The organism is Roseobacter sp. HKCCA0434, assembly GCF_032464675.1.
In the GTDB taxonomy this organism is placed as follows: Bacteria; Pseudomonadota; Alphaproteobacteria; order Rhodobacterales; family Rhodobacteraceae; genus Pontivivens.
Genome location: NZ_JAWDKL010000002.1, coordinates 186,449 through 204,978, shown reverse-complemented (window position 1 = coordinate 204,978; position 18,530 = coordinate 186,449). Strand labels below are relative to the sequence as shown.

Genomic DNA, 18,530 nt, shown 5'->3' with positions numbered 1-18,530 from the left:
TCTGTAGATCGTCAGGGGGGATCCGGGGGCGGTCGCCCGCCCCCGAACCTCCGGGAGGATGCCTCAGTAGCCTGCGGCTTCCATTTCCTCGGTGGCGATGGCCTGCGCGTTCTCGAGCGCTTCCTCGACGGTCTGCTGACCGGCATAGGCGGCGGAGAACTCCTGGCTCACCTGGCTCCACATGCCCGCCCACTCGGGGATCGCCGCGAACTGAACGCCGACGTAAGGCACGGGGTCCACGGTCGGGTTGTTCGGGTCGGCCGACAGGATGGAGTCGAGCGTCATCTGCGCGAAGGGCACCTCGGCGTAGTTCTCGTTCTCGTAGAGCGAGGTCCGCGCACCCGGCGGCACGTTGGCCCAGCCTTCGTTCTCGGCCACCATCTCGATGTAGTCGGTGCCGGTCGCCCATTCGATGAACTGCTTGGCCGCATCTTCCTGCTGGGTGCCCGCCGGGATGGCGAGGGCCCAGGCCCACAGCCAGTTGGAGCGCTTGCCCATGCCGGTATCGGGCGCGAGGGCGAAGCCGACGCTGTCCGCGACTTCCGATTCGTCGGGGTTGGTCACGAAGGACGCCGCGACGGTCGCGTCGATCCACATGCCGCACAGGCCCTGCTGGAACAGCGAGAGGTTCTCGTTGAAGCCGTTGGTGGCGTAGCCCGCGGGGCCGCTCTCGTTCATCATCTCGGTGAAGAAGGTGAGCGTTTCGTTCCACTCCGCGCTGTCGAGCTGCGGGGTCCAGTCCTCGTCGAACACGCGCGCGCCGAAGGAGTTGGCCATCGCGGTGATGAAGGCACCGCCCTCACCCCAGCCGGCCTTGCCGCGCAGGCAGATGCCGTTCACGTCGTTCTCGCGGTCGGTCATTGCCGCCGCCGCCTCGCGGATGAACTCCCAGGTCGGGGCGTCGGGCATTTCCAGACCGGCCTCTTCCATCAGGTCGGTGCGGTACATGATCATCGACGATTCGCCGTAGAACGGTGCCGCGTAGAGCGTTCCGTCATGGCTGAGACCGCCTGCCATCGCGGGCAGGATGTCGTCCACGTTGTACTCGTCGGACAGGTCGTCGAGCGGCACCAGCCAGCCGTTCGCACCCCAGATCGGCGTCTCGTACATGCCGATGGTCATGATGTCGAACTGGCCGCCATTCGTGGTGATGTCGGTGGTCACGCGCTGACGCAGCACGTTTTCCTCGAGCGTCACCCACTCGACGGCGATGCCGGTCTCCTCGGTGAAGTCGTCGGTATAGCCCTGCATGCGGATCATGTCGCCGTTGTTCACGGTCGCGATCGTCAGGGTGGTGTCCTGTGCCTGTGCGAGGCTCGCGGCGGCGCACAGCGCGGTGGCGCCCAGAAGGGCGCGGCTCAGAGTGGTCATCTTTCCTCCCATGCCCTGTTTGGGCATTTGTTTGTTGCATGGGCAAATGACCACCAATGCGCGCACGAGTCAAGTGTCGTAACGTCGCGCAGTTACTCAGGTCAGGTGGAAAGCAGCGCTTCGGCCGTCTGTTCGCTGGTGATGAGGCCGGTGATGAGCCGGCCGTCGAGCGCCGCGCGGATCGCGGGCACCTTGCCCAGCCCCACGGCGACCGCGATGACGTGACGCTCGGCCAGGTCGGTCAGCGGGGCACTGGCCACGCGGGCAGTGATGGTGCTGTCGATCGGGCGGCCCCCGGCGTCGTAGGCCCAGCTGATGATCTCGCCGGTCGCACCCTTGTCCTGCAGCTCGTCCATCTCGGCCCGGCTGACGAACCCGTCGACGAAGATCGGGGCGCTCGCATCCATCTGGCCGATACCCACCAGGGTGAGGTCGGCGCGGGCGCACAGCTCCAGCGTGTTGCGCACGGCGTGGATCTGCATCTGCAGCGCCAGCTCCTCTGGGTTGGCGGCGAGGACGGGCAGGGGGAAGGGGTAGTGCTTCGCCCCCGTGCGATCGGCGAGCCGCACCGCGGCGTTGTAGGGCGTGGCCGAGCCATCGGCGTTCATGTTGCCCAGCAGCGAGACGATGGAATGGTGCGGCGCGTCCATGCGGCTGGTCTGCTCGACGCAGGCCTTGAGCGCGCGACCCGTGCCCAGCGCGATGATCTTCGGCTCGGCCTCGGCCAGCACCCGCTCGACCTCGGCCGCCGCCAGCGCCGCGACGCCGGTCAGCAGGTCGGGCGCGTCGGGATCGGTGGGCGCGACCTCGCAGCGTTCCAGCCCGAACCGCTCCCGCATCTGTCGGGCGAGGCTCATGCACCGGCCGATCGGATGATCGATCCGCACGCGCACCAACCCCTCGCTGTCGGCGAGCGAGATCAGGCGCTGAACCGACTGGCGCGAGATGCCGAGCTTGCGCGCGATCTCGTCCTGCCGGTTGCCCGCCACATAGTAGAGCCAGGCCGCGCGAGCGGCCTCGTCGATGCGGGACGGGGTTCCGGTGGTGTCGATCTTCATAGTCCTGCCATCTGCGCGTGAAACTGCCGCCAATCCGCAAAGCAGGGCACGCCGGGCGTGTCGAGCCCGTCCTGTCCCCGCAGATGCGATGCGCCCGTATAGCGCAGGACGGGCATGTTTGCAGCCCTCGCCGCCGCGAGGCCCGGAAGGCTGTCCTCGATCACCAAAGTCCGGGCGGGATCCGCGCCCATCTGCTCCGCCGCGAACAGGAAGAGATCGGGTGCCGGTTTGCCGTTCGCGACCTGCGAGGCGGTGAACACGTGCTCGAAATACCGGTCGAGGCCGGTGACGGACAGCGCGCGGGCCACGCGCGGCGGGCTGGAGCTGGTCGCGACGCAGCGCGGCAGGTCTAGACCCTCCAGCATTTCGGCCAGTCCGTCGGTGGGGTGCAGCCGCGTCTCGAACTCCGCCAGCAGGCGCGCGCGATACTCCTGCTCGAAATCGTGGGGCAGGGTGGTGGCGAAACTCTCCCGCATCACCTTGGCCACGGTGGGGAAGCTGCGACCGAGGAAGTCGCGATACACGTCCGCGATGGTGATCTCGATCCCGAGCCGCGCGAGCTGGGCGATCAGCACCTCGGCGGAGAGGATCTCGCTATCCACCAGCACGCCGTCGCAGTCGAAGATGATGAGGGAAGGTGTCATGCGCGATCTTCTGGCACAGGGGGGCGGGTTTGGACAGGGTGGAGCTTTCGCAGCCCAGGTCGGACGTCTATTCTCGGATGGGCAGGGCAGCCAGGCCCGCGACATGGATGGCAAGCACGCGATGGACGATACCGGACACAAGACGATCGGCGATACGGTCGCCCCCCGCGTCGGGCTGGACCGGCCCGCCGAGATCGGCATGGCGGCGGAAGAGTTCGCGACCCCGGCGCTGGTCATCGACCTCGATGCGTTCGAGCGGAACCTGGAGGTGATGCGCGGGATCGTCGCGGCCTCGGGCCTCAAGCTGCGGGCCCATGCCAAGACGCACAAGTCGGTGGATGTCGCACGTGCGCAGGTGGAGCGGGGCGGTGCCGTCGGCATCTGCTGTCAGAAGGTGGCGGAGGCGGCGGTCTTCGTCGATGGGGGCATCGCGGACGTCATGGTCTCCAACCAGGTGCGCCAGCCCCGGCAGATCGCGCTGCTGGCCGAGCTCGCCACACGGGCGAAGCTGTCGGTCTGCGTGGACGATCCGTCCGCGGTTGGGGAGCTGTCGCGCGCCTGTGCCGCGACGGGCGCGACGCTCGACGTGCTGGTGGAAATCGATGTCGGGCAGGAACGCTGCGGGGTGCGCCCCCGACGGGCGGCGGGGCTGGCCGCGACGATCGAGGCGGCGCGCGGCCTGCGCTTCGCCGGATTGCAGGCCTATAACGGCTCGGCCCAGCATCAGGAGGACGAGGGCGCGCGGCACCGGATGCTCGGCAATGTGATGGCCGCCGTTGCCGAGGCACGCGCGGGGCTCAAGCAGGCGGGCATCGCATGCCCGAAGGTGACGGGCGCGGGGTCCGGCAGCTACCCGGCGGAGATGTCGTCGGGCCTCTACAACGAGCTGCAATGCGGCTCCTACATCTTCATGGATGCGGATTACCGGCGGCGGGGCGGCCCGGCGGTGGAACCGTTCGAGCACGCGCTCTTCGTGCTGAGCCGGGTGATGAGCACCGCCGTGCCGGGACGGGCGACCTGCGATGCGGGCCTCAAGGCGATGTCGATGGAAAGCGGGCCACCGCGCGTACACGGGCGGAGCGATGTCGAATACGACCGACCGTCGGACGAGCACGGCGGCCTCGCCGATCCGGGCAACCTGCTGCGCGTCGGCGACCTGCTGGCGCTGGTACCGGGGCATTGCGACCCGACCTGCAACCTGCACGACTGGTATGTCGGCGTGCGCGGCGGCGTGGTGGAAACGCTGTGGCCCGTCTCGGCGCGCGGGCGGCTTTGGTAGCGTCTATGGGGTCAGCCCGCGCGCGGCGTGGCTGATGCCGGGCGCCAGCGGGAACAGGCAGGCCTGCAGGGCATGGTAGAGGTCGGGCTTGCCCGCGAAGATCGTGCTGGTGGGTTGGCCGTGCCTGTCGATCTCGGGGAACCAGCCGCCGCGATCGTGGTCGATGAAATGGTCGCTCGCGAAGGTCCAGAGGCGGCGATACCAGATCTCGTCCGCCGGGTCGCGATCGAGCTCGATCAGCGTGGCGAGCGCGCCGATGGCCTCCGTCACCGGCCACCAGAACCGGTTGTGCCGCGCGACGGTACCGTCGAAATCGTGCGTGTAGGCAAGGCCGCCCTCGGGCAGCCACGCATCCTCCAGCGCCTGCGCGATCAGGCGACGGGCGGCGGAAGGCCGGTCGGTGGCAGGACGGCCCGACAGATCCCAATGCTGCAAGGCGAGGCGACCCAGCTCGAAGGAGTGACCCGGCGTGGTGCCCGCCGGTCGGAACATCGGATCTCCCGCGTAGCCCCGGTCGATCTGCCAGTCGGCGGTGTAGTGCTCGGGCAGGCGCCAGTCGTTTTCCGGCGCGATGCGGTCCACGAAGAAAGCGAGGATGCTGTCGGCGCGATCGAGGAACACTCCTTCGCCCGTCGCCTCGTGGGCGGCGAGCAGCGCCTCGACGGCGTGCATGTTGGCGTTCATGCCGCGATAGGTGGAGAAGGCCCGCCAATCCAGCGTGAACTCGTCGGCGAAGAGGCCCGGCCCCTTCTCCCAGTAGCGGCCGGCCAGAACTTGCCAGATGTCGTCGAGCAGGGGCCGCGCGCGCTCATGACCGGCGATCAGCGCGGAGGCGGCGGCGAGCAGGACGAAGGCATGGCCATAGGCGAGTTTCAGCCCGTCCCCGCCAACCGTCCAGACATAGCCGCCGTGGGTCGGGTCCCGGTGATGGCTGGCGATGTAGTCGAGCCCGTGTTCGACCATCGCGGCGCTGCCCGGAAAGCCGATCCTCTCGCCCAACGCGTAGGAATGCACCAGCCGGGTGACGGTGTGCAGCTCTCGCGGCTGGTCGGGCAGGGGGTGGCCGCGGGGGTCGAGCGTGTCGAAGCCCGGACCCGCGCCCCGGCTAGCAATGAAGAAGGCCAGCTGCGCCTCGGCCTGTGCGCGCAGCCAGCGACGATGGTCGGCCTGGTCGAGCCAGAAGCCCTCGGCATCCAGCGGTCCGGGCGTGCGGTCGGTCATGGCGCGGCCCTCCGACCGCAGGTCAGAAGTCGAGGTTCTCCACGCTCAGCGCGTTCTCCTGGATGAACTGGCGGCGCGGCTCGACCACGTCGCCCATCAGCTTGGTGAAGATCTCGTCCGCACTGTCGAGATGGTCGACCTTGACCTGGAGAAGCGTGCGCGCCTCGGGGTCGAGCGTGGTTTCCCACAGCTGGTCGGGGTTCATCTCGCCCAGCCCCTTGTAGCGTTGCAGGCTAAGGCCCCGCTCGCCTTCCGCGATCACGAGGTCGAGCAGTTCGGTCGGTGCGTTCACCGTGACGTGCTTGTCGCGGCGGTGCAGTTTCGCGGGCGCGCCGTAGACCTCCTGCAAGGGCTCGGTGAGCCCCGCCAGCCGCCGCCCCTCGCCCGAGCGGAAGACGCCGCCGTCGAGGGTTCGAATCTCCTCGACCCCGCGCACGGTGCGCGAGAAGCGCAGGCCGCCATCCTGGGTCGGGCGGCCCTGCCAGCCGCGCTCGGTCTCGGGCGCGATCAGGTTCAGGCGGTCGGCGACGCGGTTCGCGGCGTCCTGCGGCGCGCCCTGGATGCTTTCGGGCAGCAAGGCGCCGGCGATCGCGGCCTGTTCCAGCACGACACGCGGCACATGAGTCGGAAAGGCGCCGAGCGTGCCACGGACCTGTCGCGCGATCCGCACGACCTCGGCCAGATCCGCGCCGGTCCGCTGCTCCCCGCTCGCCAGTTCCAGCACGGCGTCGTTCAGGCCCTGCTCGATCAGGTAGTCGTCGAGGGCGGCCTGGTCCTTCAGATACACCTCGGACTTGCCGCGCGCGACCTTGTAGAGCGGCGGCTGCGCGATGTAGAGGTGCCCGTTCTCGATCAGCTGCGGCATCTGGCGGTAGAAGAAGGTCAGCAGCAGCGTGCGGATATGCGCGCCGTCCACGTCCGCGTCCGTCATGATGATGATCTTGTGATAGCGCAGCTTGTCGATGTTGAACTCGTCGCGCCCGATCCCGGTGCCGAGCGCCATGACGAGGTTGCCGATCTCCTGACTGCCCAGCATCCGGTCGAAGCGGGCCCGCTCCACGTTCAGGATCTTGCCGCGCAGGGGGAGGACAGCCTGCGTGCCCCGGTCACGGCCCTGAGTGGCGGAGCCGCCGGCGCTGTCACCCTCGACCAGCAGCAGCTCGGTCTTGGACGGATCCTTTTCCGAGCAATCCTTGAGCTTGCCCGCCAGGTAGGTCACGTCCATCGGGTTCTTGCGGCGGGTCAGCTCGCGCGCCTTGCGTGCGGCCTCGCGGGCCTGAGCGGCCTCGACGATCTTGCCCACGACCATGCGGGCCTCGTTCGGATTCTCCTCGAACCACTCGGCCAGCTTCTCGTTCATCAGGCTTTCCACCGCCGGGCGGACCTCGGAGGAGACGAGCTTGTCCTTGGTCTGGCTGGAGAATTTCGGATCGGGCACCTTGACGCTGAGCACGCAGGTCAGCCCCTCGCGCGCGTCGTCGCCGGTCAGCGTTACCTTCTCCTTCTTCGCGATGCCGGAGGAGGCCACGTAGTTGTTGATCGTCCGCGTCAGCGCCCCGCGAAAGCCCGCCATATGCGTGCCGCCGTCGCGCTGCGGGATGTTGTTGGTGAAGGGCAGGACGTTCTCGTGATAGCTGTCGTTCCACCACATCGCGACCTCGACGCCGATATCGTCCCGCTCCCCGGTCACGAAGATCGGGTCCTCGATCATCGGCGTCTTGGACCGATCGAGATAGCGAACGAATTCGCGCACGCCACCTTCGTATTCCATCGTGATCTCGAGCGGCTCCTCCGGGCGCTCGTCGCGCAGGGTGATGCGCACGCCGGAATTGAGGAATGCGAGTTCGCGCAACCGGTGTTCCAGCGTCGCGTATTTGTAGTTCACGTCCGAGAAGGTGTCGGTGGAGGCAAGGAAGCGGACCTCGGTGCCGGTGCGGTCGGTTTGGCCCAAGACTTCCAGATGCTTGACCGTGTCGCCATGCTCGAACCGGGCGACGTGTTCGCGGCCCTCGCGCCAGATGCGCAGCTCCAGCCAGTCGGAGAGCGCGTTGACCACCGAGACGCCGACGCCGTGCAGGCCGCCCGAGACCTTGTAGGAATTGCTGTCGAATTTGCCGCCCGCGTGCAGCTGGGTCATGATGACCTCGGCCGCCGAAACCCCCTCTTCCTCATGGATTCCCACGGGAATTCCGCGACCGTTGTCGCTGACGGAAACGGAGCCGTCGTCGTGTAGGGTGACTTTGACCTCGTCGGCGTGGCCGGCGAGCGCTTCGTCGATGCCGTTGTCGACGACCTCATACACCATGTGGTGCAGGCCCGAGCCGTCATCCGTGTCGCCGATATACATGCCGGGGCGTTTGCGGACCGCTTCCAAGCCCTTGAGAACCTTGATGGAATCCGCACCGTATTCGCTGCGGTTCTCGGGAGTGTCGGCCATGCGGAAAATCCTTCATCTTGTGGCCTTCGTTCTACCCTCCGGGCGGGGGATTGTCACGCGATCGGGCGGAAAAACGCGGTCTGCGATGCGTATGCACCCCGTATGGATTGCGTATGGCGACTGAATGGCTCGGGTATACGCTTCGTTAAGGCTGACGCGACGGGGAGAATGATGCGGCAGAGGCGGTGGGGCGTCCCTTGAAAGGTGGTTCATCGGTGTCACGATCCGCGAATACCGCGGCGATTGCCCCTTGAGCTCCCGTCGCCTTCAGAAAGCTGTCGAGACGATGCCGGTCCAAAGTCCGCTTCGAGCCCGAAGTGTCAGATGCTCCATAGCGCGCTAAGGGCAGCTTCTGCCGAATATGTCCGACCGCAGCATGGTATTCCGCAAGACCAGAGACTTGCCTGCTGGTAGGTTCTGAAGAGCGGAAAAGATGCTGCCGTTATGTCGAGGAATTCCAGCCAAGCGCATCGCTGGCCTGCACCTAAGGGAAGCGCACCACTTATTGCTATTCGATCGGCGGCCGCGTGGCCGCGTGCTTGATCCAGATCGTCTGCGTCTCGTTGTCGGACGGCCTCCCGCCGCCATTGAGTAGCTCGAACGATAACGATCCAATGTTCTGCGTCGTCAAAACGTATTCCCCGTCTACGCCGGCGTTCAGGCGGACGACTCCATTGCCTACAGTGACGCGCTCCACTTTCCACCGCTGAGGCAGGAACAGTTTTTTGTTCGTCCATCCGACTTCCCCCTCCGCGAGCGTTTGGTCGAGATTTAAAAACTGTCCCAACCCACCTACCCGATCGTCGCGTAGGACCTCCGCATTGATACTCATGGTGCGCCAGAGAAAGGCTGGCAACGCGTCGGCGGCTCGCGCAAACCGCTCGATGTCCACCAGTCCTGCGACGAACTCCGCGAAGTTGTCGGCGAGATCGGTAATCCGGTAATCAGCTTCTTGATCCACATGTATCACGCGCGGCTCGCCCTCAGGGCCACAGGCGCGATAGTCGAAGCCGATCATTTCGTGGCCAGCCGAAGGACAGAGCCCGAAATAGACGCCAATCGCTGGATAGCCCCATTCCTTCATCCAGAACGCGCTGCCCAATTCTCCACAGAGAGATAGCTTCAAGGCGTCGCCAATTCCCAGAATGGCGTCGACCTCTACGTGATCGGGAGCCGACGAAGTCGACGCGCGCGTCGGGAATGCTGTTCGCTTCGGCATGCCGCCGTTCCGCTGCCGCATCAGGTCAACATAAGCGATCGGCAGAACATAGCCCAGCTCGCCTTGCACCCGCCCGATCATGTCATCCGTCGGATACGGCAGCTCGTATGTTCTGCGTGCATGGTCGGAGACCTTCCAGAACGCGTTTCGGTCGAGCGTATCGTTCATTAACCACCTTGAGCGAAGTCCATCGATCCCTCTCTTCTCGCCAAGCTAGCTCGGCGGAATTAGGCCGCACCCTTATCTCGTTCCGAATTAACTATGAAACCGTCAACGAAAGAACCCGCTTGTCGGCCCCAGTCCTCCTGATCCAGTGTTCCACCACGCCAAAGTAGATGAAAGCGGACCTCCGCGCTTCTACACCAGTTGTGGCTTTGCCCCGCAAAGCTGAATTTCGCCTTCGTCAGATCGTGCGTCGACTCTTCGATAGGTGAGATAAGCGAACCGAAAAGGCCCCCCTTACAGGAGGCCCTTCCAATCGCGACCCTGCGCCCCGCCTCAGTGCGGCACGGTCAGGGAATGCTGCGGGCCCTTCGCGTCGGCCACGAAGGCGTGGACGCTGGCCGGGCGGCGGGCCCAGGCGGCGGTCTGGGCGACCTTGGCCTTGAGGTGCAGCACGTCGAAGCCGGAGATGATGCGGTAGCCCGCGGCGAAGCGTTCGGCGGCGTCCTCCTCGGTCATGGCGATCCCGCCGAGCGGCACGCCCGCGCCGCGGGCCGCCTGCTCGACCTTGGCGCAGGCCTTCACGAATTGCGGATGGTCGAACTGGCCGGGGATGCCCATCGTGGCGCTGAGGTCGAAGGCGGCGAGGATCATGTAGTCGATGCCTTCCTCCGCCACGATGGCGTCGATATTGGCGACCGCCTCCACCGTCTCGATCAGGATGCCGCAGGTCAGCCGATCCTCGATCGTGCGGGCATAGCTCATCATGTCGGCGGGCCAGCGGGAATGGGCGATGAACGGGCCGAAGCCGCGCGTGCCCATCGAGCCGGGATAGCGCATCGAGGCGACGGCGCGGCGCACGTCCTCGGCATTGCGGACCAGCGGGAAGATGATGCCCTCGGCCCCGAGGTCGAGCACGCGTTTCACCTCCGGGTCCGCGATTTCCGACACCCGCACCACGGGGGCGCAGTCGGTGCCTTGCGTCGCGGCGATCATCGCGTGGCAGGTGCCGTAGTCCACCGCGCCGTGTTCGCGGTCGATCACCACCACGTCCGCGCCCGAGGCCGCGATGGCCTGCGTCGTCACGGCAGAGGGGATGACGTTGACATGCATGGACATGCGGATGGACGGATCGGCGAGTTTCGACTTGAAGCTGGGCATGTGATGCTCTCCCTTGAGTTGATGCAAAACGGGTAGCAACGTCGGAACGAAATGCCCAAGCGGATAGTTGTTTGTATTTTTACTAAAATCTTAACTTCCGTTTAACCGTTGACTTAGATGGTAAATCTGCCGAAGTTTAACGGAAATGAATGGCGCGTTTACGATTGCACGTTGCAAATCAATGGGTTGCGATGTGGCTTTCACCGTTGCTCTCGGTGACTTCCAGATTCAACGTGTGGTTGCCGACCTCGGAAAAAAGGTCCGGTCCGGTGCCGGTCATCCAGGCCTGCGCGCCCAGCGCCGCGATCTCGGCATAGAGGGCCGTGCGGCGATCGGCATCGAGATGGGCGGCGACCTCGTCCAGCAGCAGCACGGGGGCGGCATCGCGCGCGGCCTTGAGTGCACGGGCATTGGCGAGCACCAGGGAGATCAGCAGCGCCTTCTGCTCTCCGGTCGAGGCGGCGCGGGCGGGCACGCCCTTGGCCGCGAAGACGGCGTCGAGATCGGCGCGGTGGGGGCCGGTGAGCGATCGCCCTGCAGCGAGGTCGCGCCCGCGCCCGTCGGCGAAACGTGTGGCAAGGTCGTCCGCCGTCTCGGGCGCGCCGTCGGGATCGGTCAGGGTGAGGGTGGCTGTGGGGAAGCTGGTCGCGGCGTCGGCCTGCGCGGCGGCGAGGCGCGTGACTGTATCGAGCCGCGCGGCAATGATCTCCGCCCCCGCGCGGGCCATCTGCTCTTCCAGCGCGGCGTACCAGCCGGGGTCGCGGACCTGGTCGCGCAGCAGGCGGTTGCGTTCGCGCATCGCCTTCTCGTAGCGCAGGACGTGCTCGGCATGGTCGGGCGCGAAGCTCAGCGTCATGCGGTCGAGGAAGCGGCGGCGTTCGGACGCGCCCTCGGTCCAGAGGCGGTCCATCGCGGGGACCAGCCAGACCACGCCCATCAGGCGGGCGAGCGCGGTCTGGGGGGCGGCCTTGTCGTCGATGCGCACGGTGCGCGACGCCTCGCCCTCGGCCCCGGTGACGATGTCATGCGCGCGGGCGCCCTCGATCCGGGCCTGCACGCGCCAGCCCAGCGCCTGCGGCTGGCGGGCAAGCTCCGCCGGGGTGGCGCGGCGCAGGCCCCGGCCGGGGGAGAGGAGGGAGACCGCTTCGAGGATATTGGTCTTGCCCGCACCGTTCGGGCCCCAGATGGCGACGGAGCGGCCCTCCGTCTCGATCAGCGAGCGGGCGTGGGAGCGGAACTGGTTGAGCCGGAGCGTGGCGACATGGGGCATGGGCAGGGCGCTACCACGAAAAAGGCCCCGCGCGAAGGCGGGGCCGATGGGGCAGGGTGGCGCGGCGGGATCACACCCGCATCGGCATCACAACGTAGACCGCGCTGTCGTCATTGCCTTCGCGCATCAGGGTCGGGTCGCCGGAGGAGTTGAAGAGGAACACGGCGTTTTCGCGGTCCACCTGGCTCGCGATCTCCAGCAGGTATTTGGCGTTGAAGCCGATCTCCAGCCGTTCGTCGGCATAGGCGACGGCCAGTTCCTCGTCCGCGGCACCGCTGTCGGGGGCGTTGACGGAGAGGATCAGGCGGTCCTCGTCGAGGCTCATCTTCACGGCGCGGGAGCGCTCGGAGGAGACGGTGGAGACGCGGTCCACGGCCTTGGCGAAGTCGGCGGCGTCGACCTCCATCCGCTTCTCGTTCGCCTGCGGGATGACGCGCGTGTAGTCGGGGAAGGAGCCGTCGATGACCTTGGAGGTCAGGGTGATGTCGGCGGTGGCGAAGCGGATCTTGGTCTCGCTGACGCTGACCGCGATGTCGGCGTCGTCGTCGGCCAGAAGCTTCAGCACCTCGGTCACGGTCTTGCGGGGCACGATGACGCCGGGGATGGTGTCGGCACCGTCCGGCAGCTCGGCGTCGATGCAGGCGAGGCGGTGGCCGTCGGTGGCCACGGCGCGCAGCATCTGGCCGCCCGCCGCACTGGCCGAATGGAGGTAGATGCCGTTGAGGTAGTAACGCGTCTCCTCGGTGGAGATCGCAAATTTCGCCTTGTCGAAGAGGCGGCGCAGCAGGCCCGCCTTGGCCGAGAAGTTGGTGTCGTACTCGCTGGAGGCCATCACCGGGAAATCCTCCCGCGGGAGGGTCGCGAGCGAGAAGTGAGAGCGGCCGGCGCGGATCTCCATCCGGCCCGCGGCGCTGTCCTCGTTCAGCTCGACCATCGCGCCGTCGGGCAGCTTGCGCACGATGTCGTGCAGCAGCGCGGCGGCGACGGTGGTGGACCCGGCCTGGGAGACCATCGCGCCGGTACGGTCCACCACCTCGATATCGAGATCGGTGGCGCGGAAGGAGATGCTGTCGCCCTCCGCCTCGATCAGCACGTTGGCGAGGATCGGGATGGTGTTGCGACGCTCGACGACCGACTGGGCGCGGCTCATGGCCTTCATGAGGGCGGCGCGTTCGATGCTGACTTTCATCGGTCGTCTACTCCGTATTTCGGGATGATCGGGCGCAAACGCTACGTCGTCGCCGCGCGCTATGCAAACCCCTTTGCGCGGTTTCCCGCCGGGTGTAGCGTCGTTGCATGAGCGAGCGATATATCGACCCGACGCGCGATCAATTCGGGGCCTTCGCGGCGCTGCCGCAGGACACGCCGATCGCGATGCTGAACCTCGTGCGGCTGCGCGAACGGACGGAGATGGACGGGCAGGAGATGAGCGGGCGCGCCGCCTATGCCCGCTATTCCGAGCTGACCGCGCCGATCCTGAAGCACGTCGGTGGGTCGGTGGCATGGTCAGGTGGGTTCGAGGCGACGCTGATCGGGCCGGAGGAGGAGCGGTGGGACCTGGTGTTCTTCGTGTCCTATCCGAATGCAGCCGCCTTCATCGAGATGATCCGGGATTCAGCCTATCAGAAGGCGGTGCGTTGGCGTCAGGCGGCGGTCGAGACCTCGCGCCTGATCCGGCTGCGGCCGGGGCAGGGCGGGGGCGGCTTCGGCTGAGGGGCGCGACAGGCACCACCTGTTCCAAACAGTTGCGCTATCGCGTCGTTTCGCGTGCGGCCCTGTCCAGCAACGCATCGACCGTGAAGCGAACGGCCTCGCGCGCCTGATCGGGCGAGGCGGCGGCGACGTCGATCATCGCGATCATCGCCTCCATCCCGGTCGCGGCGCAGAGGGCGCGGACCAAGCGGTCCTGCTGTTCGTCGGCCAGATCGGACTCGTGCTCGGCAAGAGCCTGCCGAAACATGGTGATGCGCCGCGCGCCGCGAGGCGGGGCCGTGCTGTCGGGCCGCCAGCTGCGCATCGTCGCGGCGATGAACTGGCGGAAGCCCGCCTCGTTGGACAGGGCGAGATCGAGGAAATAGAGGCAAATGGCCTGCAGCTTGCCGCGCAGGTCGGGGCAGTCGCGGACGATCTGGTCATAGGGCGCGACGGCGATGTGCAGGGCCGCCTCCGTCACCAGCAGGTCGGAATCGGGGAAGTATCGGTAGCTGGTCGCCTTGGACACGCCGTTGCGGGCGGCGGCGGCGGCGACCGTGACCGGCTGCCCCTCGTCCAGAAGCTGACGCGCACCGTCCAGAATGGCCTGCCGCGTGCGCGCGCGCTGCGCGGTGCGACCGGGGGAATCCGTCATTTCGTGGTCCTGCTCATGAGACTGTTGTCTTATATTGAGACTCATGTATCAATTCGAGTCGCAAACGTCAAACCAGGAGCATCGCCATGACGCAGGATCCCCGCACCTACAATGTCCTCAACATCCTGATGAAGTTTCACGCCTTTCCCGAGGATGTCGACGGCAAGTACTGCCTGGTCGAATGCGTCGTGCCGGTCGGGGCAGGGGCGCCGCCGAACCGCCATGCGGGGGAGACGGAGGGCTTCTTCGTGCTGGAGGGGCAGGTCGCGTTTCATGTGGATGGGGAGGATCGGATAACGGGGCCGGGGGAGTTCGTCTCGATCCCCGACGGGGCAATCCATGCCTTCCAGGCGATCGGGGAGGGGCCCGCGCGGCTGCTGATCCTCAATGCGCCGGGGCACATGCACAAGGCGTTCTTCACCCGCATCGGCACGCCGCTGCCCGAGGGGCAGACCACCTTGCCCGAGCCATCGGAGCCGGATCTGCCGACCGTGATGCAGGTTGCGCAGGAGGTCGGCATGTCGATCCCGGCGCCGCGATAGCACCACCGGGCGGGGTGGAACGGCAGGGCACGGCGTACGTTGAAAGAGTGAGACGACACCTTTCAGCAGGAGCCGCCGATGTACCGTCCCTTCTTCCTCGCCCTTCTTTGTTCCACGCCGCTGGCCGCGCAGACGGTCCCGGACGGCATCACCGGCACCTTCGATCGCTCGATCGAGGCGTGCGGTCAGGCACCGAGCATGGCGCGGGTGACAGTGTCGTCGGGCCATCTCGACCTCGCCTATGGTCGGGCCGAGGTGGAGGAGGTCGAACGGCAGGGCGACGCCGTCTTCCTGCGCACCACGCTGCGCGAGGAAGGTCAGGTCGAGCCGCGCGCCATCACCGAATATTACCGGATCGATGCCGCGGATGGGGATCGCATCCTGTTCAAGCGGGCGGAGGGCGAGCCGGTTGAGCTGATCCGGTGCAACACAGGTGCGTCGGCGGGCAGCGATCCGGCGCTCCGGCTGCTCTACGGCACGCGGGCCGGGGAGACGGTGACGGTGGTGGACCGCGAAGGGCTGGGCGGAGCGGAGGCGCGCATCGCGATCCGGCACATGCGCGGCGATGCGGCAGCCTATTGCCGGGACTATGCGCGTGACGAGTCCGAGGCGTGCATCGACGAAGTGATGGCGACGGTGGACGTGCCCGACGCGATCACCGCCGACTGCACGCAAGGTCAGTGGACCGATCCGCAGGGGCGACGGCTGCGGCTGGGCGAGGGGTCCGATCCGAACGGGACGCTCAACATCGTGGACAGGGCGACGGGGCGGCCGATAGGGGACAGCTTCGCCGCAGCGTATCCGGTGGCGGAGCGGGCGTGGCGCGCCCTGTGCCAGGCAGAGAGCGCGGGGGGCGGGCGGTCGTCCTATGCGCAGCTCGACCTGGCCGATTGCACGGTGATCGAAACGCTGAGCGAAAGCGATGGTGCGACCTGGCAATGCGACGGCTGGAACGGGCCGGACGGCACGGCAGATATCTTCGTCACGCGCGGAGACGGGCGGTACGATGTCGACCTGGGAGCGCGGGATGAAGCTTTCGTACCGGGCCTGCCGTTCAATCGCCTTGGCGAGACGGTGGAGTTCCGGGCCGATGCCGATGGCGAGCTGCAGGCGCTGATCGTGCGCTATCGCTATGACGACGCATCGCGGGCGAGCGAGCTGGCCGTCATCCGACCGGCACGGGATGGGGCGGCGTCCTGCTATGTCGCGCTGGTCGAACCGGGCGGCGTGACCGGGCAGAACGAGCGCGCGCGAGAGATCGCCGACACGATCGACGGGCGGAGCTGCCTGCCCAATACGTGATGAGCGGCACCGCGGCGTCGCGGTCGTGATCCAGCGTTTCAGTAGGCGAGCTTCGACGGGATAGCGGTACCGGCTTGGCGGCCGGAGGTAGACCGGCCTTCTGCACCCGAAAAGTTTTCGTTGCCGTAATGATGACAAATTGTCATCGTTACGTCGGGGAAACGAAAGAATCGGGTCACGTCATGTTCAAACCTCTGCTCTACACGCTCAGCCTCCTCGCCCTGCCAGCCGCCGCGGAAACCTGGATCATGGCCACGCCCTATGGCGACGGACTGTTCCAGACGCAGAACGTCCGCGACTTCGCCGAAATGGTCGAGGAACGCTCTGACGGGGCGTTGGTGATCGAGGTTCATTCCAACGCCTCGCTCTACGAACACGGGGCCATCGACGACGCGGTGGCGGGCGGCGAGATCGAAGCGGGGGAGGTGCTGCTGTCGGTGCTGTCGAGCGATGCGGCGGCCTATGGCCTGGACACGCTGCCCTTCTCTGCCACGGATTACGACGGTGCCGCCGAGCTGTGGGATGCCCAGCGCCCGCTGGTCGAGGCGCTGTTGGAGGCGCGCGGGCTTATGCCGCTCTACTCTGTGCCGTGGCCGCCGCAGGGGCTCTATACCCGCGAGGAGATCACCGACCCGGCTGAACTGCGCGGGCGGGCGCTGAGGACCTACAACGCCACGATGGACGTGCTGGCCGAGGAGTTGGACATGAGCGCGGTGCGGGTCGAGGTGAAGGACATTCCCGTCGCCATCGCGGCGGGCGAGCTCGACATGATGCTGACCTCGGCCACGACGGGCGTCGGGTCGGCAAGCTGGGACTACTTCCCCTATTTCTACGACATTCAGGCGTGGCTGCCCAAGAACATGGTCTTCGTGAACCGGGCTGCCTTCGACGCGCTGTCGCCGGAGGTGCAGCGGATCGTGCTCGACGCCGCGGCGGAGGCCGAGGCGGAAGGGACGATCTCGTCCATGATCGACGCGGTGGAGGCGGTGAAGACGCTGTTCGACAACGGCACGACCATCGTGACCTCGGACGGGGAGACGATCGAGACGCGCGACGGGCGGAGCGTGCGCAGCGTCGATCCGATGCTGTTGCAGGCGCTGGAGGCGGCCTCCGCCCGCGTTGCGCAACGCTGGCTGGAGGATGCGGGGTCCGAGGCGGACCTTGCCCGCGTGCTCCAGACGATGGGGGCTGGTGGCTGAGGCGCGGGGGGCGCCGGCCATCACTTGGGGGCTCCGCGGCACTTCCCGACGCGGAGCCCCTCTTTTTTTCGTTTCTTCGGGTGCTCATCCGGGATTAGCGTGCGACGCATGACCCGCCAGATCGTCACAGCGCCCGATCCCGTTCTCCATGCCGTCGCGGCCCCCGTCACCGGGTTCGGCACGTCCTGGCTGGAGGATCTCGTCGCCGACATGGCCCGCATCCGTCGGGAGATGGGCGGCGCGGGCATCGCGGCCCCGCAGGTGGGCGAAAGCGTGCGGATCTTCCTTCTCGACGCGCGGCGAACGGACGGGACGGTCGCGCCGCGACATGCCGGTATCGTGCCGATGGTCGTGGCCAATCCGGTGATCGAGGCACGGCACGGCGATCCGGAACCGGGCGAGGAGGGGTGCCTGTCCATTCCCGCCACGTTGAACGAGGCGGGACGCATCTCGGTCCGGCGGGTGCCGGTGATCGACTGGTCGGGGCAAGACATGCAGGGCGCGCCGATCGGCGGGCGGCTCGACGGGTTCGCGGCGCGCGCCTTCCAGCACGAACTCGACCATCTCGACGGTATCCTCATCACCGATCCTGCCCGCGACGCGATGTAGCGGGAACGCGAGGCCTCCCGTTAACGTTTGTAACCCGAGGGGCAGTATTGCGCCCCGCGTAGCGTAGACAGGAGATTGAGATGAAGAATTTGAACGGACACCGCATCGCCATCCTCGCCACCGACGGTTTCGAGCAATCGGAGCTTCAGGTTCCGCTGAAACAGCTCAAGGACGCCGGTGCCGAGGTGCATGTGGTCAGCCTGGAAGCAGGAGAGATCAAGGGCTGGGACGAGGATGACTGGGGCGACAGCGTCGCCGTGGACAAGACGCTCGATCAGGCCAATTCCGGCGAGTACGACGCGCTGGTCCTGCCGGGCGGGCAGATCAACCCCGACCTCCTGCGGGTCGAGGAGAAGGCGATCAAGTTCATCCAGGCCTTCGACCAGGAGGCCAAGCCGATCGCAGCGATCTGCCATGCACCGTGGCTGCTGATCGAGGCCGGTCTTGCCGATGGGCGGATGCTGACCTCCTACCCGTCGATCCGCACGGATCTGACCAATGCCGGGGCCGAGGTCGTGGACACCGCGGTGGTGACGGATCGCAATCTGATCACCTCGCGCAATCCCGGCGACCTCGACGCGTTCTGCGATGCGATCGCCGAGGCCGTGACCAAGACGCCCGCACAAGCCGCCTGAATCAGGCCGCACCGCCGGGGCGGGGTTGATTTGCCCTGCCCCGGCGTTACCTGCCCTGCGACTTCCAAGCAGGA

17 protein-coding genes are annotated in these 18,530 nt (G+C 66.9%); 7 read left to right on the top strand and 10 right to left on the bottom strand.

Annotation, left to right across the window (positions count from 1 at the left end):
- Positions 1 to 63: 63 nt before the first annotated feature.
- The 3 genes from RX333_RS02895 to RX333_RS02885 form a co-directional block, all read right to left on the bottom strand.
- Positions 64 to 1,371 (bottom strand): sugar ABC transporter substrate-binding protein, encoded by a 1,308-nt coding sequence (locus RX333_RS02895; RefSeq protein WP_316013412.1) that lies wholly within the window; start codon positions 1,369 to 1,371, stop codon positions 64 to 66.
- Positions 1,372 to 1,472: 101 nt separating this feature from the next.
- Positions 1,473 to 2,429: a sugar-binding transcriptional regulator gene (locus tag RX333_RS02890; RefSeq protein ID WP_316013411.1), complete on the bottom strand. Its 957-nt coding sequence runs from the start codon at positions 2,427 to 2,429 to the stop codon at positions 1,473 to 1,475.
- Complete coding sequence (locus tag RX333_RS02885; protein WP_316013410.1) at positions 2,426 to 3,073, bottom strand: HAD family hydrolase; 648 nt, start codon at positions 3,071 to 3,073, stop codon at positions 2,426 to 2,428. The genes RX333_RS02890 and RX333_RS02885 overlap by 4 nt, the downstream gene beginning before the upstream one ends.
- Between RX333_RS02885 and RX333_RS02880 the strand changes: the two genes are divergently transcribed.
- Positions 3,072 to 4,352: a DSD1 family PLP-dependent enzyme gene (locus tag RX333_RS02880; protein WP_316013409.1), complete on the top strand. Its 1,281-nt coding sequence runs from the start codon at positions 3,072 to 3,074 to the stop codon at positions 4,350 to 4,352. The genes RX333_RS02885 and RX333_RS02880 overlap by 2 nt on opposite strands.
- 3 nt (positions 4,353 to 4,355) lie before the next feature.
- On the opposite strand, the gene RX333_RS02875 is transcribed toward RX333_RS02880, so the two are convergent.
- The 6 genes from RX333_RS02875 to dnaN all read right to left on the bottom strand — a co-directional run bounded on the left by RX333_RS02875 (position 4,356) and on the right by dnaN (position 13,011).
- The gene (locus RX333_RS02875; RefSeq protein WP_316013408.1) at positions 4,356 to 5,573 is read right to left on the bottom strand and encodes an AGE family epimerase/isomerase; all 1,218 of its coding nucleotides are present in this window, start codon (positions 5,571 to 5,573) and stop codon (positions 4,356 to 4,358) included.
- A 22-nt stretch (positions 5,574 to 5,595) separates the two neighbouring features.
- Positions 5,596 to 8,010 carry a DNA topoisomerase (ATP-hydrolyzing) subunit B gene (gene gyrB, locus RX333_RS02870; protein WP_316013407.1) on the bottom strand — a complete coding sequence of 805 codons (2,415 nt, stop codon included), beginning with the start codon at positions 8,008 to 8,010 and terminating at the stop codon, positions 5,596 to 5,598.
- A gap of 508 nt (positions 8,011 to 8,518) precedes the next feature.
- Positions 8,519 to 9,397 carry an SMI1/KNR4 family protein gene (locus RX333_RS02865; protein WP_316013406.1) on the bottom strand — a complete coding sequence of 293 codons (879 nt, stop codon included), beginning with the start codon at positions 9,395 to 9,397 and terminating at the stop codon, positions 8,519 to 8,521.
- Between the two features lie 330 nt (positions 9,398 to 9,727).
- Positions 9,728 to 10,552 carry an HpcH/HpaI aldolase family protein gene (locus RX333_RS02860; protein WP_316013405.1) on the bottom strand — a complete coding sequence of 275 codons (825 nt, stop codon included), beginning with the start codon at positions 10,550 to 10,552 and terminating at the stop codon, positions 9,728 to 9,730.
- Positions 10,553 to 10,730: 178 nt separating this feature from the next.
- Positions 10,731 to 11,822 (bottom strand): DNA replication/repair protein RecF, encoded by a 1,092-nt coding sequence (recF, locus tag RX333_RS02855; RefSeq protein ID WP_316013404.1) that lies wholly within the window; start codon positions 11,820 to 11,822, stop codon positions 10,731 to 10,733.
- A gap of 70 nt (positions 11,823 to 11,892) precedes the next feature.
- Positions 11,893 to 13,011 (bottom strand): DNA polymerase III subunit beta, encoded by a 1,119-nt coding sequence (gene dnaN, locus RX333_RS02850; protein WP_316013403.1) that lies wholly within the window; start codon positions 13,009 to 13,011, stop codon positions 11,893 to 11,895.
- Between the two features lie 107 nt (positions 13,012 to 13,118).
- On the opposite strand from dnaN, the gene RX333_RS02845 reads away from it, so the two are divergent.
- A complete protein-coding gene (locus RX333_RS02845; protein WP_316013402.1) occupies positions 13,119 to 13,535 on the top strand; it encodes a DUF1330 domain-containing protein in 417 nt (138 codons plus the stop codon).
- Between the two features lie 37 nt (positions 13,536 to 13,572).
- Here the strand turns inward: RX333_RS02845 and RX333_RS02840 are convergent, their stop codons facing one another.
- On the bottom strand, positions 13,573 to 14,169 hold the full coding sequence (locus tag RX333_RS02840) for a TetR/AcrR family transcriptional regulator (RefSeq protein WP_316013401.1): 597 nt from the start codon (positions 14,167 to 14,169) through the stop codon (positions 13,573 to 13,575).
- 86 nt (positions 14,170 to 14,255) lie between these two features.
- Between RX333_RS02840 and RX333_RS02835 the strand changes: the two genes are divergently transcribed.
- The 5 genes from RX333_RS02835 to RX333_RS02815 all read left to right on the top strand — a co-directional run bounded on the left by RX333_RS02835 (position 14,256) and on the right by RX333_RS02815 (position 18,456).
- Positions 14,256 to 14,711: a cupin domain-containing protein gene (locus tag RX333_RS02835; protein ID WP_316013400.1), complete on the top strand. Its 456-nt coding sequence runs from the start codon at positions 14,256 to 14,258 to the stop codon at positions 14,709 to 14,711.
- 78 nt (positions 14,712 to 14,789) lie between these two features.
- A complete protein-coding gene (locus RX333_RS02830) occupies positions 14,790 to 16,013 on the top strand; it encodes a hypothetical protein (protein WP_316013399.1) in 1,224 nt (407 codons plus the stop codon).
- Between the two features lie 182 nt (positions 16,014 to 16,195).
- The gene (locus RX333_RS02825; protein WP_316013398.1) at positions 16,196 to 17,212 is read left to right on the top strand and encodes a TRAP transporter substrate-binding protein; all 1,017 of its coding nucleotides are present in this window, start codon (positions 16,196 to 16,198) and stop codon (positions 17,210 to 17,212) included.
- A 108-nt stretch (positions 17,213 to 17,320) separates the two neighbouring features.
- A complete protein-coding gene (locus RX333_RS02820; RefSeq protein ID WP_316013397.1) occupies positions 17,321 to 17,821 on the top strand; it encodes a peptide deformylase in 501 nt (166 codons plus the stop codon).
- An 80-nt stretch (positions 17,822 to 17,901) separates the two neighbouring features.
- On the top strand, positions 17,902 to 18,456 hold the full coding sequence (locus RX333_RS02815) for a type 1 glutamine amidotransferase domain-containing protein (protein ID WP_316013396.1): 555 nt from the start codon (positions 17,902 to 17,904) through the stop codon (positions 18,454 to 18,456).
- Positions 18,457 to 18,530 lie beyond the last annotated feature (74 nt).